Source organism: Arthrobacter zhangbolii, from assembly GCF_022869865.1.
In the GTDB taxonomy this organism is placed as follows: domain Bacteria; phylum Actinomycetota; class Actinomycetes; order Actinomycetales; family Micrococcaceae; genus Arthrobacter_B; species Arthrobacter_B zhangbolii.
Genome location: NZ_CP094984.1, coordinates 1,342,031 through 1,356,525, shown reverse-complemented (window position 1 = coordinate 1,356,525; position 14,495 = coordinate 1,342,031). Strand labels below are relative to the sequence as shown.

At 67.7% G+C, this 14,495-nt stretch carries 15 protein-coding genes; 3 read left to right on the top strand and 12 right to left on the bottom strand.

Annotated elements, in window-relative coordinates:
* Nucleotides 1-45: 45 nt before the first annotated feature.
* Nucleotides 46-600, bottom strand: a complete 555-nt coding sequence (locus MUK71_RS06310; RefSeq protein ID WP_227929038.1) for an adenine phosphoribosyltransferase — start codon at nt 598-600, stop codon at nt 46-48.
* 228 nt (nt 601-828) lie between these two features.
* On the opposite strand from MUK71_RS06310, the gene MUK71_RS06305 reads away from it, so the two are divergent.
* Nucleotides 829-1,821, top strand: a complete 993-nt coding sequence (locus tag MUK71_RS06305; RefSeq protein WP_227929037.1) for an aldo/keto reductase — start codon at nt 829-831, stop codon at nt 1,819-1,821.
* 72 nt (nt 1,822-1,893) lie between these two features.
* Here MUK71_RS06305 and MUK71_RS06300 read toward each other — a convergent pair whose 3' ends face one another.
* The 11 genes from MUK71_RS06300 to argC all read right to left on the bottom strand — a co-directional run bounded on the left by MUK71_RS06300 (nt 1,894) and on the right by argC (nt 12,936).
* Nucleotides 1,894-2,541 (bottom strand): DNA-3-methyladenine glycosylase, encoded by a 648-nt coding sequence (locus MUK71_RS06300; RefSeq protein ID WP_227929036.1) that lies wholly within the window; start codon nt 2,539-2,541, stop codon nt 1,894-1,896.
* A 111-nt stretch (nt 2,542-2,652) separates the two neighbouring features.
* Complete coding sequence (locus MUK71_RS06295; RefSeq protein ID WP_227929035.1) at nt 2,653-3,516, bottom strand: SRPBCC domain-containing protein; 864 nt, start codon at nt 3,514-3,516, stop codon at nt 2,653-2,655.
* Between the two features lie 145 nt (nt 3,517-3,661).
* Nucleotides 3,662-4,180: a pyridoxine/pyridoxamine 5'-phosphate oxidase gene (locus MUK71_RS06290; RefSeq protein ID WP_227929034.1), complete on the bottom strand. Its 519-nt coding sequence runs from the start codon at nt 4,178-4,180 to the stop codon at nt 3,662-3,664.
* Between the two features lie 78 nt (nt 4,181-4,258).
* Nucleotides 4,259-5,716 (bottom strand): argininosuccinate lyase, encoded by a 1,458-nt coding sequence (argH, locus tag MUK71_RS06285; RefSeq protein WP_227929033.1) that lies wholly within the window; start codon nt 5,714-5,716, stop codon nt 4,259-4,261.
* Nucleotides 5,717-5,720: 4 nt separating this feature from the next.
* Nucleotides 5,721-6,929, bottom strand: a complete 1,209-nt coding sequence (locus MUK71_RS06280) for an argininosuccinate synthase (protein ID WP_227904530.1) — start codon at nt 6,927-6,929, stop codon at nt 5,721-5,723.
* Nucleotides 6,930-7,027: 98 nt separating this feature from the next.
* The gene (locus tag MUK71_RS06275; RefSeq protein WP_227904528.1) at nt 7,028-7,564 is read right to left on the bottom strand and encodes an arginine repressor; all 537 of its coding nucleotides are present in this window, start codon (nt 7,562-7,564) and stop codon (nt 7,028-7,030) included.
* The gene (gene argF, locus MUK71_RS06270) at nt 7,561-8,526 is read right to left on the bottom strand and encodes an ornithine carbamoyltransferase (protein WP_227929032.1); all 966 of its coding nucleotides are present in this window, start codon (nt 8,524-8,526) and stop codon (nt 7,561-7,563) included. The genes MUK71_RS06275 and argF overlap by 4 nt, the downstream gene beginning before the upstream one ends.
* Complete coding sequence (locus MUK71_RS06265) at nt 8,523-9,788, bottom strand: acetylornithine transaminase (protein WP_227929031.1); 1,266 nt, start codon at nt 9,786-9,788, stop codon at nt 8,523-8,525. Before MUK71_RS06265 ends, argF begins: the two co-directional genes overlap by 4 nt.
* A complete protein-coding gene (gene argB, locus MUK71_RS06260) occupies nt 9,781-10,707 on the bottom strand; it encodes an acetylglutamate kinase (protein WP_227929030.1) in 927 nt (308 codons plus the stop codon). Before argB ends, MUK71_RS06265 begins: the two co-directional genes overlap by 8 nt.
* A gap of 13 nt (nt 10,708-10,720) precedes the next feature.
* Complete coding sequence (gene argJ / locus MUK71_RS06255; protein ID WP_227929029.1) at nt 10,721-11,905, bottom strand: bifunctional glutamate N-acetyltransferase/amino-acid acetyltransferase ArgJ; 1,185 nt, start codon at nt 11,903-11,905, stop codon at nt 10,721-10,723.
* Nucleotides 11,905-12,936, bottom strand: coding sequence for an N-acetyl-gamma-glutamyl-phosphate reductase (argC, locus tag MUK71_RS06250; protein ID WP_227929028.1), 1,032 nt, complete (start codon nt 12,934-12,936; stop codon nt 11,905-11,907). Before argC ends, argJ begins: the two co-directional genes overlap by 1 nt.
* A 109-nt stretch (nt 12,937-13,045) precedes the next feature.
* Here argC and MUK71_RS06245 point away from each other — a divergent pair, with 109 nt between their 5' ends.
* The gene (locus MUK71_RS06245; RefSeq protein WP_227904510.1) at nt 13,046-14,008 is read left to right on the top strand and encodes a quinone oxidoreductase family protein; all 963 of its coding nucleotides are present in this window, start codon (nt 13,046-13,048) and stop codon (nt 14,006-14,008) included.
* 71 nt (nt 14,009-14,079) lie between these two features.
* Nucleotides 14,080-14,424: a TfoX/Sxy family protein gene (locus tag MUK71_RS06240; RefSeq protein WP_227904508.1), complete on the top strand. Its 345-nt coding sequence runs from the start codon at nt 14,080-14,082 to the stop codon at nt 14,422-14,424.
* The last annotated feature ends 71 nt before the right edge of the window (nt 14,425-14,495 follow it).

Genomic DNA, 14,495 nt, shown 5'->3' with positions numbered 1-14,495 from the left:
CGCAGCGGGTACCCCGGGCAGGATCCGGCTGCGACCGAAGGGCGCCTAGTAGCGGACGAGCGCTTCCACGGGTGTGTCACCGAGGCGTTCCCTGCCGCCCAGCTCACCCAGTTCCAGCACGACGCCGAATCCGGCCACTTCCGCGCCCGCCTTGCGGAGCAGGCGGGCCGCCGCAGCGAGGGTGCCGCCGGTGGCGAGGACATCATCCAGGATCAGCACCCGGGACCCGGCGGGCATGTCATCGCGGTGCAGCTCGAGCGTGCCTTCCCCGTATTCCAGGGAGTAGTTCTCCGCGAAGACCTCGCGGGGAAGCTTGCCCGGCTTGCGGACGGTAATAACACCCTTTCCGGAGGCATAGGCAGCAGCGGCAGCCAGCAGGAAACCGCGTGCTTCCACTCCGACCACGTAATCGAACCGGCCTTCAAAGGGAGCGGTGAGTGCGTCCACCACGCCGCGCAGCGCCGGACCGTCGGCGAAGACCGGAGTCAGGTCCCGGAAGACGACGCCGGGCTGGGGGTAATCGGGAATTACGGCGCCCAGGCGGTCGATGGTTTGTGCAATGGTCTCGTTATTTACCGGTTCTGCCGGGGCATCTTTCACGCATCCACCTTACCCGCTCCCCTCCGTGACAGCCGGGGAAGGACCGGGTGCTGTGGCACTTCTCTCGCCTTGCAGCGCCCGGCAGCCGGAGGGGAAGGACCAGCAAAGCGGGACACCGCAGGGCCCCGGCAAAGGAATAAAGACCTGTGGGCTGCCGTTGCCACGTCCGGAAGGGTCCGTTCTGCGGGCCCTTCGGATTTACCGGACAACAGTCAAGGATTTCATCACATGGCCAACCTGCATGACGTGCTCGCAAACAAGATCGGCTTCGGCACCGCCCCGCTGGGAAACATGTACCGGGACATTCCCGGGGACGAGGCGCTTGCCACCGTGGAAGCTGCCTGGAACGCGGGCATCCGCTACTTCGATACCGCCCCCTTCTACGGTGCCGGGCTGGCCGAGTCCCGCCTGGGCGAGGTCCTTTCGCAGTACAACCGGGACGAGTACGCACTCAGCACCAAGGTGGGCCGGCTGATCCTGGACGAGGAAGAGGAGAAAGGCGAGGGCCTCTTTACGCACGGGTTCTCGAACAAGATTGCAACGGACTATACGGCCGATGCCACTCTGCGTTCCATCGAGGAAAGCCTGAAGCGGCTGAAGACCGACCGGTTGGACTTCGTCTTCATCCACGACACGTCCCGGGACTTCCTCGGGGACGGGTGGATCACCAAGTTCGACGAGGCAAGGACCGGGGCGTTCCGCGTCCTTGCCCGGCTGCAGGAGGAAGGCGTGATCAGCGGCTGGGGACTGGGCGTGAACACCACCGAGCCCATTGAGCTGGCCATGGACATGGAGCAGGCGGCGCCGACCATGAACCTCTCCGCGACCCAGTACACCCTGCTGCAGCACGAGCGTGCCCTGCAGCGGATGATGCCCGCCGCCCTGGACAAGGGCGTGGGCATAGTGGTGGGCGGTCCTTTCAATTCGGGCGCACTGCTGGGCGGCGACTACTTCGATTACGCCGAAATCCCGCCGGCAGTCAAGGCCCGGATTGATCAGATGACAGCGATAGCCCGGCGGCACAATGTCAGCCTGAAGGCAGCCGCCCTGCAGTTCTCCACGGCCCACCCGGCCGTGGCCGCGGTCATCCCCGGCTCCAGCCGGCCCGAACGCCTGGCTGAGGACATGGCGGCCATCACGGCCCGTATTCCCGGGGCGTTCTGGGATGAGCTGCTGGAGAACCGGCTCATCTCGGCCCAGGCTCCGCTGCCGCGCTCCTAGCCGGCCCGGGCCGGGAACCCCTTCGCCGTTCGGCGCCCGGGAGGATTCATCCCCCGGGCGGCGAACGGTGTTCTAGGGCCGCCGCGCGGTCGCTCCGGCCGGCCGTTTCCGCGGCTGGGCGGGACGGTATTTCGAGACGGTCGGGTCACCGGTCAGCCAGTACCGCCACGGGTAGTCAGCCGTCCCGCCGGGTCCGCTGACGCCAACGCGCGGTCCGGTGGAAACCTGCGCGGCCGGAACCGGCTCCGGCGGGAGGGCCAGCTGCAGCGGGGAGGCAAACACATCGGCTCCGTCCAACCCGCGTGCAATGCCCAGTGCCTGTGCCAGACGTGCCGGCCCCCGGGCCAGGTCCAGGCTGTTGCGCGGGTTTCCGCGCCGGGCCGCCGCGATGTCCGCGCCCTCCACCACCTCGCCGCCACGCAGCAGGAGACCGGTGGCAAACCCGTCGGTGCCGCAGACCACGTTGGCGCAGTAATGCATGCCGTAGGTGAAGTACACGTAGAGGTGTCCGGCCGGCCCGAACATGGTGGCGTTCCGTGCCGTCCGGCCGCGGAAGGCGTGTGACCCCGGGTCAACATCACCCATGTAGGCCTCCACCTCGGTGATCCGTACGCTCACGCGCTCCCCCTCGGCCTCATGCGTCAGTACCGCACCGAGCAGGTGTGGTGCTGCCTCGGTGGCGGGGACGGCAAGACGTTCTCTGTCACGTGAAAAACCCATACTCCGACGGTAGCAAGCCGCGCGGGGTCCGCTGTCCGCGGGTGGTCCCGGGGCTCCGGGGCGTTGGGCGGCGGATGCGGACGGGGATCAGCGCTCAGGCGCCACCTGCGGTCAGGCGCCGTCGGCCGGGCCGCGGTAGAAATCCTTCAGGGCCACGAGCCGGCGTGAACTGGGATTCGCCTCGTGTCCGGCGAGGCCGGCTCCGGCGGCATCCAGGGCCATGTGCCAGGCTGCGAGCCGTTCGGCCGCGGCGTCGGGACCGCCGGTGACCGGATCGCGGATGATCACCCGAACATGTCCTGCGTCCTCGCCGATGTCGATGCGTGCGCCCTGGCCGATCCCAAACCGGGCTGCCGCCCTTTCCAGCGCCGGGCCGACGTCGCCGGCCGGGGCGCTGTACCAGCGTTCAAACACAACCTCGGCGGGGGTGCGCAGGTTATCCAGCCGGCCCATGGTGGGTGAAACGTCAAAGTCCTCGGCGTAGGCGTCCCGCAGCCCCAGCCACTGGTCGGGATCATCGGTCCTGACCGGTTCAATGCCGGCCACCACGGCGTCGAAGGCCTCCAGAATCCCCTGCCAGCCGGCGGCACCTTCGGTCAGGAAATCGGCAGTGTTCTCATGGGTGCGGAACTGCAGCACAGCCCCGTCCGCGCTTTGATGCACCTGCCAGTCCAGCACGGATTCGTCCCCCAGCGGGTCCTCCCATGTCAGCTGCAGACTCGCGCCCGGACTCATCTGCAGCACGGTGCCCGTCACGGCTGATTCGCCCATGTCCAGCCGGTATTCCTTGCCGATCTGCCAGGCGGGAGTGATGATGCCCAGCCACTGGGCCACCTTGTCCCGGTTGGTGAGCACGTCCCAGACATGGTCCACCGGGAAGTCCAGCCTGCGTTCAAACGTCAGCGTGTATCCGTCCGGGTGCTGCTCGATCCGCCCGGCGGGAGCCGGGATTCCTGCACTGCTGGAGCTGGTCATGGCGAACCCTCTTCGGTAGCCGGATTGGACTTGGAGGCGCGGTTCAAGGCTAGCGCCGGAGCAAGTCCTGCCGGGAGGGGGCGGCAGGCAGTTTGACCACAAATCCGGGTATTCCGGCGGCTGACGGTGCCGGGCCCTCATGCACCTAGAACGTCATCCGGTGACGAATGTGGCGGCGGTCCGCGCTGGCCTGCCAGAACTCGATCTCCCGCGGTACCAGCGAATAGAGCTGCCAGGCGGGATTGGCGGTGCCGTCCGACGCCGGCCGCGCATCCCAGTCCGCTGCCGATGCCTCAGCGGAAAGCAGGTCCACGGAACCGGCCACGCGGATCTGCCGTCCGAGCTCAGGCCAATAAAAGTTCATGGCCGCATACGGGTGGGCTGCCAGTTCCCCGCCCTTGCGGGAAGTGCGCGCTGTCGCGAACTGCCAGCCGCCGTCGTTGATGTCCTTCAGGATCAGCATTCGGGAGGAGAGCTGCCCTGCGCTGCCCGCGGTGGCCAGGGAGAACGCGTGCGGCTGGCGGATCCCGGCAGCCAGTGCCTCCGCCAGCCAAAGCCGGAAAAGGTCCGCCGGATCCTGCGGTGCGGCGTCCGGTTCAAAGGACGGCATGGTGTCGGGAAAATCAGGCAGGGCACGCAGCTGTGCCCGGAAGGAGGTACTCATAGGGCCCACGGTAACCGTCCGCCTCCGGACGCATAAGCCCCGGGGAGCCATGCTCCCCGGGGCCCGTGTCCGGTAGCCTCAGCCGGCGTAGCCGCGGACCGCCTCCAGCTGCCGGTGCAGTTCTGCGAGCTGCTGTTCCACCGCGGACTGTGCCGTGCCGCCCTGCGAGCTGCGGCTGTCCAGGGATCCTTCGGTACTGAGCACCGAGCGGACCTCCGGGGTCAGGTGGGGAGAAATGCCGGCGTATTCCTCGTCGGTCAGGTCCCACAGTTCGACGCCGCGGCCCTCGGCCAGCTGCACGGCGGCACCGGACAGCTCGTGCGCCTCCCGGAACGGAACACCCTGGCGGACCAGCCACTCCGCGATATCGGTGGCCAGGGCAAAGCCCTGCGGAGCCAGTGACTGCATCCGCCCGGTGTTGAATGTCAGAGTGGCAATCATGCCGGACACTGCAGGAAGCAGCAGCTCCAGCGTGTCCGCCGCGTCGAAGACCGGTTCCTTGTCCTCCTGCAGGTCCCGGTTGTAGGCCAGCGGCAGGCCCTTCAGCGTGGCCAGGAGGCCGGTGAGGTCACCGATCAGGCGGCCGGCCTTGCCGCGCGCCAGTTCGGCTACGTCGGGGTTCTTTTTCTGCGGCATGATGGAGGATCCGGTGGAGAAGGCATCGTCCAGGGTCACAAAGGAGAACTCCTTGGTGGCCCACAGGATGACTTCCTCACTGATCCGGGACAGGTCCACGCCGATCATCGCGGCCACCCAGGAGAACTCGGCGTACACGTCCCGGGAGGCGGTGCCGTCAATGGAGTTCCAAACGGCGGAGTCGAAACCGAGGTCCGCAGCAACGGCGTTCGGGTCCAGGCCCAGGGAGGAACCGGCCAGGGCACCGGAGCCGTAGGGAGAAACGGCCGCCCGTTTGTCCCAGTCCGCCAGGCGCTGCACATCCCGCAGCAGAGCCCAGGCATGGGCCAGCAGGTGATGGCTGAGCAGCACCGGCTGGGCGTGCTGCAGGTGTGTGCGCCCGGGCATGGCCACACCCAGATGCGCCTGCGCCTGGCCCACCAGGGCCTCGATCACTGAGAGTACACCGGCACCGATGATGCGTGCGTGGTCGCGCAGGTACATCCGGCCCAGCGTGGCAATCTGGTCATTGCGGGACCGCCCGGCCCGGAGCTTGCCGCCCAGCTGCGCACCGGCACGCTCGATCAGGCCGCGTTCCAGGGAACCGTGGACGTCCTCGTCGGACTCGGCGGGGACGTAGGCACCGGACTTCACATCGGCGTCGAGCCGGTCCAGTGCTTGGAGCATTCCCTCCAGCTCGGCGTCGTCCAGCAGCCCGGCCTTGTGCAGCACACGGGCGTGGGCGCGGGACCCGGCAATGTCATAGCCGGCAAGCCGCCAGTCGAAGTGGGTGGACTTGCTCAGCGCGGCGAGGGCATCTGCGGGGCCGCCGGCAAACCGGCCTCCCCACAAAGCGCCCTGGACGGTTGATCCGGACGAGCCGGAGCCCGTGGCTTCTTCCGGCAGCTTGCCGTGGCTCATGTGCTTACTTACCTTCTGCTAGGCGCTGGTCGCGGCCGGAGGCCACCTTGGAGGACATCCCGAACAGCTCGATGAAACCGCGGGCCATGGACTGGTCGAAGCTGTCGCCGGTGTCGTAGGTGGCCAGGTTGAAGTCATACAGCGAGGAATCGGAGCGGCGTCCGGTCACTACGGCGCGGCCGCCGTGCATGTTCATGCGGATGTCCCCGGAAACATACTTCTGGGTGTCTTCGATGAAGGCGTCCAGGGACTGTTTCAGCGGGGAGAACCACTGGCCGTCATAGACCAGCTCGGTCCAGCGCTGGCCAACCGTCTTCTTGAAGCGGGCCTGCTCGCGTTCCACCGTGACGTTTTCGAGTTCGCGGTGGGCCGCCATCAGCGCCATGGCGCCCGGCGCTTCGTAGATTTCGCGGCTCTTGATGCCCACCAGGCGGTCCTCGACAATGTCGATCCGGCCGATGCCCTGGGCGCCGGCGCGGCGGTTCATTTCCTCGATGGCCTGCAGCGGGGTGACGGGCTTGCCGTCGATGGCCACCGGGATGCCTTCCTTGAAGGTGATGACCACTTCGTCGGCGGCAGGTGCTGCCGCGGGATCGGAGGTGTACTCGTAGACGTCCGGGGTGGGTCCGTTCCAGATGTCTTCCAGGAAGCCGGTTTCCACCGCGCGGCCCCAGACGTTGGCGTCAATGGAGAACGGGTTCTTCTTGGTGGTGGCGATCGGCAGGTTCTTGGCTTCTGCGAAGGAAATCGCCTTGTCGCGGGTCAGGGCCAGGTCCCGGACCGGTGCAATGCACTTCAGGTCCGGGCCCAGGGTCTGGATGCCGACTTCGAAGCGGACCTGGTCATTGCCCTTGCCGGTGCAGCCGTGCGAGACCGTGGTGGCACCGAACTGGCGCGCGGCGGCCACCAGGTGCTTGACGATCACCGGGCGGGACAGGGCGGAAACCAGCGGGTAGGAATCCATGTACAGGCCGTTGGCCTTCAGCGCCGGCATGCAGTACTCGGCGGCGAATTCCTCACGGGCATCCGCCACGTAGGCTTCCACGGCACCGCAGTCCAGGGCGCGCTGGCGGATGGTCTCCAGGGACTCGCCGCCCTGTCCTACGTCTACGGCGACGGCGATGACTTCAGCACCGGTTGCCTCGGCGATCCAGCCGATGGCTACTGACGTATCCAGGCCACCGGAGTAGGCCAGAACAATACGTTCACTCACGAAATTTGCTCCTCTTGCATTGGACGCAGCCCCTGGGGGCTGCTGGTTGGTTCAGGATGAAGTTGGTGGGGTGCGGTCCGGGACCGGCTTCTGCACGGTTACAGGATCCGGCTTTCAGGGGCCGTGCCGTTGTTGGTGGCGTCATCTGCGATGCGCAGGAACCGCGCGGCCAGGTCGGCGCCGCCGTCGGGTTCCCGGGTCACCATCATGACGGTGTCGTCACCGGCGATGGTGCCCAGGACAGAGGGCAGGACCGAATGGTCGATGGCCAGTGCCAGGAAGTTCGCAGCACCGGGCGGGGTGCGCAGCACCACGATGTTCGCGGAGGCTTCGGCAGTGACCAGCAGTTCGCCGCAGAGCCGGGCCAGACGGGCATCGAGCACTTCCTGGGTGACCCCGGATTTCGGTGAGCGTTCCCCGCCCTCGGACGGGACGGCGTACACGAGGGCGCCGTCCTTGCCGCGCATCCGCACCGCGCCCAGTTCCACCAGGTCCCTGGAGAGGGTTGCCTGGGTTACCTGGACGCCGTCGTCGGCCAGCAGCGCCGCCAGTTCCGCCTGCGAACGCACGGACAGGCCGGTCAGCAGGGTGCGGATCCGCGCCTGGCGTGCGGTCTTCGTCGCGGGCATGCTCATGAGTGTGCCTCCGGTGTTGCGGTCAGGCCCGAGCGCGCCATCAGCCAGACCATCAGGGCCTTCTGCGCGTGCAGGCGGTTCTCTGCCTCGTCCCAGACCACGGACTGCGGTCCATCGATGACATCGGCGGAAATTTCGTAGCCGCGGTAGGCGGGCAGGCAATGCAGCACGACGGCGTCATCCGCTGCCTGTTCCATGGCCCCGGCATCCACAGCATAGCTGCGGAACAGCTCCTGCCGGGCGGATTTCTCGGCTTCCTGGCCCATGGAGACCCACGTATCAGTGGCAACGACGTCGGCTCCGGCGAGCGCTTCGGCGGCGTCCGTAGTGATCATCACCGATCCCCCTGTTTCCTCGGCACGGGCCGCGGCGGCGTCGACAATCTTCGGGTCCGGCAGATACCCCACCGGCCCGGCCACCCGCACATGCATGCCGGCGGTAACCCCGGCTAGCAGGTAGGAGTTGGCCATGTTGTTGGCGCAGTCCCCCAGATAGGTCAGGGTCAGGCCGGCGAGGGTGCCTTTGTGTTCGCGGATGGTCAGCAGATCCGCGAGCAGCTGGCAGGGGTGGTAGTCATCGGAGAGTGCGTTGATGACCGGCACCGATGAGTTCGCTGCCATTTCCTCCAGCCCGGACTGGGCGTAGGTCCGCCACACGATGGTGGAGACCATGCGTTCAAGGACCTTGGTGGTGTCCGCGACGCTTTCCTTGTGGCCCAGCTGGGACTCCCCTGCCCCGATGATCAGCGGCACGCCGCCCAGATCGGAGATGCCGGCGGCGAAGGAGACCCGGGTCCGGGTGGAGGTCTTGTCAAAGATGACCGCGACCGTTTTGCGCCCGGTGGACTCCCCGGCGTACGGCTGGTACTTGTAACGGTCCTGCTTCAGCGCGGCAGCCAGGTCCAGGACTTCGGCCTGCTCCGCCTGTGTCAGGTCGGTGTCTACCAGGAAGTGGCGGGTCATGGTTTTCCTTCGGTTGTGCCGGTGATCGGGGTGGGGGCGGCCGCGGCGCGGGCCGCGTGGAGGATCCCGGGCAGGGCGTCCAGGAACGTTCCGGCCTGCTCGGCGGTGAGGATCAGCGGCGGGGCCAGCCGCAGCGTCGCCGGGCCGGTGCTGTTGATAATGAAGCCGGCCTCCAGTGCCGCGGCCACGGTCGCCGGGGCAAACGGGCCGTCCAGATCGATGCCGATCAGGAAGCCACTGCCGCGTACCTCCGCCACCCCGTCCACAGCTGCGAGCCTGCGGCTCAGGAACTCGCCCGTGGCCCGGACGTTGGCCAGCAGATCCCGGGATTCCAGCACGGACAGCGTGGCCAGGGCGGCTGCTGCCGCCACCGGGTTTCCGCCGAACGTGGTCCCGTGCATTCCTGCAGCGAGCAGGTTCGCCGGGCCTTCGCCGAAGGTCAGCAGTGCACCTACCGGGATGCCGCCGCCCAGGCCCTTGGCCAGCGTCATGGCATCGGGCAGGACGCCTTCGGACGCGAACCAGGTGCCGGTGCGGCCAACGCCGGTCTGCACCTCGTCAAAGATCAGCAGGGCGCCGGCGGACCGGGTGGCCTCACGGGCTGCCTCCAGGTACCCCTCGGGCAGCATCCGCACCCCTGCCTCGCCCTGGATGGGTTCCAGGAAGACCGCGGCCACGCTTTCATCCACCGCATTGGTCAGGGCGGCAATGTCCCCGAACGGAAGATGCTCCACACCGCCGGGCAGCGGCTGGAACGGCTCACGGTAGGCGGGCTTGGCGGTCAGTGCCAGCGCGCCCATGGTCCGGCCGTGGAATGCACCGTCCAGGGCCAGGATCCGGGTCCGGCCGGTGGCCGGATCGGTGTTGCGGCGGGCCAGCTTGAACGCCGCCTCATTGGCTTCGGTGCCGGAGTTCGCGAAGAACACCTTGGAACCCGCCGGTGCGCCGGCCAGGGCCAGCAGGCGTTCGGCCAGGAGCACCTGGGCGGGACTGGTGAAGAAATTCGAGACATGGCCCAGGGTGGACAGCTGTTCCTGCACGGCGGCCACCAGTTCAGGATGGGCGTGGCCCAGTGCGTTGACGGCGATACCGCCAAGCAGGTCGAGGTACTGCTTGCCGTCGGCATCTTCGACATAGCAGCCGCTGCCACTGACCAGCACCCGCTGCGGGGTGCCGAAAACACCCATCAGCGAGGAATCGTAGCGCTGCAGCCATTCCGCTGAGCCCTGGGCCGCGGCATGCCTGGCTTCGGTGTTATGCATGGTCCTCCTCCGGAACAACCTGGGTGCCGATGCCTGCTGCGGTGAAAATTTCCAGCAGCATGGAGTGGGCCATCCGGCCGTCCACCACTGCCGCGCGCTCCACCCCGCCGTCCACGGCGGCCAGGCAGGCCTGCATCTTGGGGATCATGCCGGCTTCAAGGGTGGGCAGCATGCTGCGCAGCTCGCCTGAGGTGAGCGAGGAAATCAGTGACGACTTATCCGGCCAGTCCGCGTAGAGTCCTTCCACGTCAGTCAGTACCACCAGCCGGGACGCGCCCAGCGCCACAGCCAGTGCTGCGGCGGCCGTATCCGCGTTGACGTTGAGCACCTGTCCGGTAGGGCCGCCGTCGGCGTCCACTTCCGGAGCCACGGTGCTGATCACCGGGATCCGCCCCGCGGCCACCAGGTCCAGGATGGCGGCGGGATTCACGCCCACCACTTCCCCGACCAGGCCCAGGTCCACTTCCTCCCCGTCCACTACGGTGCCGGTGCGTACGGCCTGCAGCAGTCCGCCGTCCTCACCGGAGAGGCCCACGGCGTAGGGTCCGTGGGAATTGACCAGGCCCACCAGTTCGCGTCCCACCTGGCCGGTCAGCACCATGCGTACCGCGTCCATGGCTTCGGGGGTAGTGACGCGCAGGCCGCCGCGGAATTCGGACTCGATACCGAGCCGGTCCAGGAAGGTACTGATCTGCGGGCCGCCGCCGTGAACAACCACGGGGTGCACGCCGGCATGGTGGAGGAAGACAATATCCTCGGCGAAGGCCCGGCGCAGTTCGTCATTGACCATGGCGTTGCCGCCGTACTTGATGACCATGGTGGTGCCTGCGAAGCGCTGGATCCAGGGCAGTGCCTCGATCAGCGTTTCCGCCTTGTCCTGTGCCCGCAGCCGTTCCCCGGCTGCTGCTGGTGTGCTCATGCTCATCCCCCGGTTAGCTGCTGTAGGCCGAATTCTCGTGGACGTAGTCCGTGGTCAGGTCATTGGTCCAGATGGTGGCGCTTTCCGTGCCGGCGTGCAGGTCGATTTCCACGCTCACGGCGCGCGGGGCAAGATCCACCGACTCGCGCGGCTCGCCAATGCCGCCGTTGCGGCAGACCTGGACCCCGTTGATGCGCACGTCGATCCGGTCCGGTTCGAAGGCGGCGTCGGTGGTCCCGACGGCGGAAAGCACCCTGCCCCAGTTCGGGTCGTTGCCGAAGATCGCGGTCTTGAAGAGGTTGGAACGGGCGACGGCGCGGGACGCCGTTTCCGCGTCGGCCACGGTGGCGGCGTTGACGGTGGTGATGGCGATGTCGTGGCTGGCGCCCTCGGCATCGGTGATGAGCTGCTGGGCCAGCGAGTGGCAGACCTCGGTGAGGCCGCGGGTGAATTCGTCCCCGTCGGGCACCGTTCCGGAAGCGCCGGAGGCCAGCAGGATCACGGTGTCATTGGTGGACATGCAGCCGTCGGAGTCCGTGCGGTCAAAGGTCACCGCCGTGGCAGCGCGCAGTGCCTCATCCAGTGCCGGGGCGGCAACGTCTGCGTCGGTGGTCAGGACCACCAGCATGGTGGCCAGGCCGGGGGCGAGCATTCCCGCACCCTTGGCCATGCCGCCAATGCTGAAGCTGCCGTCCGCGCCGGTGAACACTGCCTGCTTGGCCACGGTGTCGGTGGTCATGATGGCCTGCGCCGCGGTCAGACCGCCGTCGGCAGAAAGGTCCGCTGCGGCGGCTTCGACGCCGGGGATCAGTTTGTCCATCGGCAGCTGCATACCGATCAGGCCGGTGGAGCAGACCAGGACATCGGAGGCGCTGATCCCCAGGAGGGCGGCAGTCTTTTCCGCGGTGGCGTGGGTGTTTTGGAACCCCTCGGCGCCGGTGCAGGCGTTGGCACCGCCGGAGTTGAGGATGACGGCGTCGGCCCGCCCGTCGGAGACCGCCTGCCTGGACCACAGCACGGGCGCGGCCGCCACCCGGTTGCGGGTGAACACGGCGGCTGCCGCCTTGGAGGGTCCGTCGTTGACCACCAGGGCTACGTCCGACCCGCCGGAGTCCTTGAGCCCTGCGGTGACGCCGGCGGCGCGGAATCCGGCCGGGACGGTGATGCCGGTGCTGGTTTTGCTTTCTGCGGCACTCATTACGGAGCCACCCCCTGCTGCGTCAGTCCCGCGGTCTCTTCCAGGCCGAGGGCAATGTTCATGGACTGCACGGCGCCGCCGGCAGTGCCCTTGTTCAAGTTATCGATGACGCAGCTGACGATCACCCGGTTGGCGTGGGCGTCATAGGCCAGCTGCATCACGGCGTAGTTGGAACCGACCACCATCTTGGTGGCGGGCCACTGTCCTTCCGGGAGTACGCGGACAAAGTGCTCGCCGGCGTAGGCAGCTTCCCAGGCGGCGCGCAATTCGGCCGGGTCGGTGCCGCGACGGACCTTCGCGGTGGCGGTGGTGAGGATGCCGCGGGCCATCGGTGCGAGGGTGGGCGTAAAGGACACCGCCACGGTTTCCCCGGCGGCGGCGGAGAGACCCTGCTCAATTTCGGGCGTGTGCCGGTGGCTGCCGCCGACGCCGTAGGGGCTCATGCCGCCCAGTACCTCGGAGCCGAGCAGGTGCGGCTTGGCTGCCTTGCCCGCTCCCGAGGTGCCGGAGGCGGAAACGATGACGACGTCGTCGGGCTCCAGCAGCCCGGCCGCGAACCCGGGGGTCAGCGCCAGCAGCGAACTGGTGGGATAGCAGCCGGGCACCGCAATCCGGCGGGCGCCCTTGAGCCGGTCGCGGTGGCCGGGAAGCTCGGGCAGGCCGTAGGGCCAGGTGCCGGCGTGGGCGGATCCGTAGAACTTTTCCCACGCCTGCGGATCCTCCAGCCGGTGGTCCGCGCCGGCGTCGATCACCAGGGTGTCTGCATCGAGCTGCGCGGCAATCGCGGCGCTGGCGCCGTGCGGGAGCGCGAGGAACACGACGTCGTGGCCGGCCAGATTTTCCACCGTTGTCTCCCCCAGGACGCGGTCCGCCAAAGCGTGCAGGTGCGGCTGGAGCTCCCCGAGGCGGGTGCCGGCGTTGCTGTGGGCGGTGATGGCGCCGATGCTCACGTCCGGATGGCCGGCGAGCAGGCGCAGCACTTCACCGCCGGAATAGCCGCTGGCACCGGATACTGCTACGGAAATCGTCATGCCATTCACCCTACAGCACATTTATGCAATGGCTCCAATAATTATGCAAACCGTATGATGGGGAGCACATTGTTAAGCGGCACGTTCCAGCCACAGAAAAGGCCATGCCATGCACAAAGCCATTGTCGTCCCGCAGGCGGGCGGCCCCGAAATCCTGCGTTATGAAGACGTTGACCTTCCCGAGCCCGGCCCGCGCCAGCTGCTGGTGAAAGTAGCCGCGGCGGGGGTGAACTTCATTGACACGTACAAGCGCGCCGGGGTTTATCCCATGTCATATCCCTTCATACCCGGTGCTGAGGCGGCCGGTACGGTGGTCTCCGCCGGGCGGGACTCCGGGTTCAGGGAAGGCGACCGGGTGGCCACGGCCGAGGGCGGAGGCACCTATTCCCAGTACACGGTGATGGATGCCGACGTCGCCCTGCCGGTGCCGGCCGGAATCAGCGATGAAACCGCCGCGGCCCTGATGCTCCAGGGCATGACCGCGCATTATCTGTGCAACTCCACCTTCCCGGTGCAGGAGGGGCAGACGGCCCTGGTCCATGCCGGAGCCGGCGGGGTGGGGCTGCTGCTGATCCAGCTGCTCAAGGCCAAGGGGGCCACCGTGATCACCACGGTTTCCACGGAGGAAAAGGAGCTCCTGGCCCGCGACGCCGGCGCAGACCATGTGCTGCGCTACGAGGGGTTCACCGGCCGGGTCCGTGCGCTGACCGGCGGCACGGGCGTGGATGTGGTGTACGACGGCGTGGGTGCGGCCACTTTTGATGCGTCCCTGGCGAGCCTGCGCACCCGGGGCATGATGGTGCTCTTCGGCGGAGCCTCCGGGCAGGTGCCGCCGTTCGATATCCAGCGGTTGAACTCCTCGGGTTCACTGTTCCTCACCCGCCCCACCCTGGCGCACTATCTGCTGACACCGGCGGAACGGCAGTGGCGGGCACGCGAACTCTTCGATGCCGTGCTGGCCGGAACCCTGGACGTACGGATCGGGGCCACCTACCCGCTCTCGGAAGCGTCGCGTGCCCAGGCGGATCTGGAGGGCCGGCGCACCACGGGCAAGGTGCTGCTGGCGCCCTAGCGGGACCCTGCCTTCGGGGCCTAATATCCAGCGCAGGGGAGAATGCCAAATGCAAGGCAAGGAGGCCCGGCATGGTGACGAATCGTCCGGTGGCCCGCGACTACCTGGCAGGGCGGCTACGGCAGGTCCTGGCTCCGCGGCCCAACGTCCGTGAGGTGCGTATGTTCGGCGGGCTGTCCTTTATGGTGGACGAGCGCCTGGCCGTCGCGGCCGGGGCAGGCGGTGACCTGCTGGTGCACATTGACCCCGCCCGTTATGAGGACCTGCTTGAACGCGGCGCGGAAGAAGCCGTCATGGGCAGTAACCGTCCGATGGGCCGGAACTGGCTGACCGTGCCCGAATCCCGGCTGGCGAGCGATGAGGATCTCGCCTGGTGGGTCATGGTGGGCCTGGACTCAGGAGAGGCAGGGGCCTGACGCCCCAGCCTCTTGCAGCGCTCACACAAAAGGGTCCCGCCGGAACATCCGGCGGGACCCTTTTGTCTGGA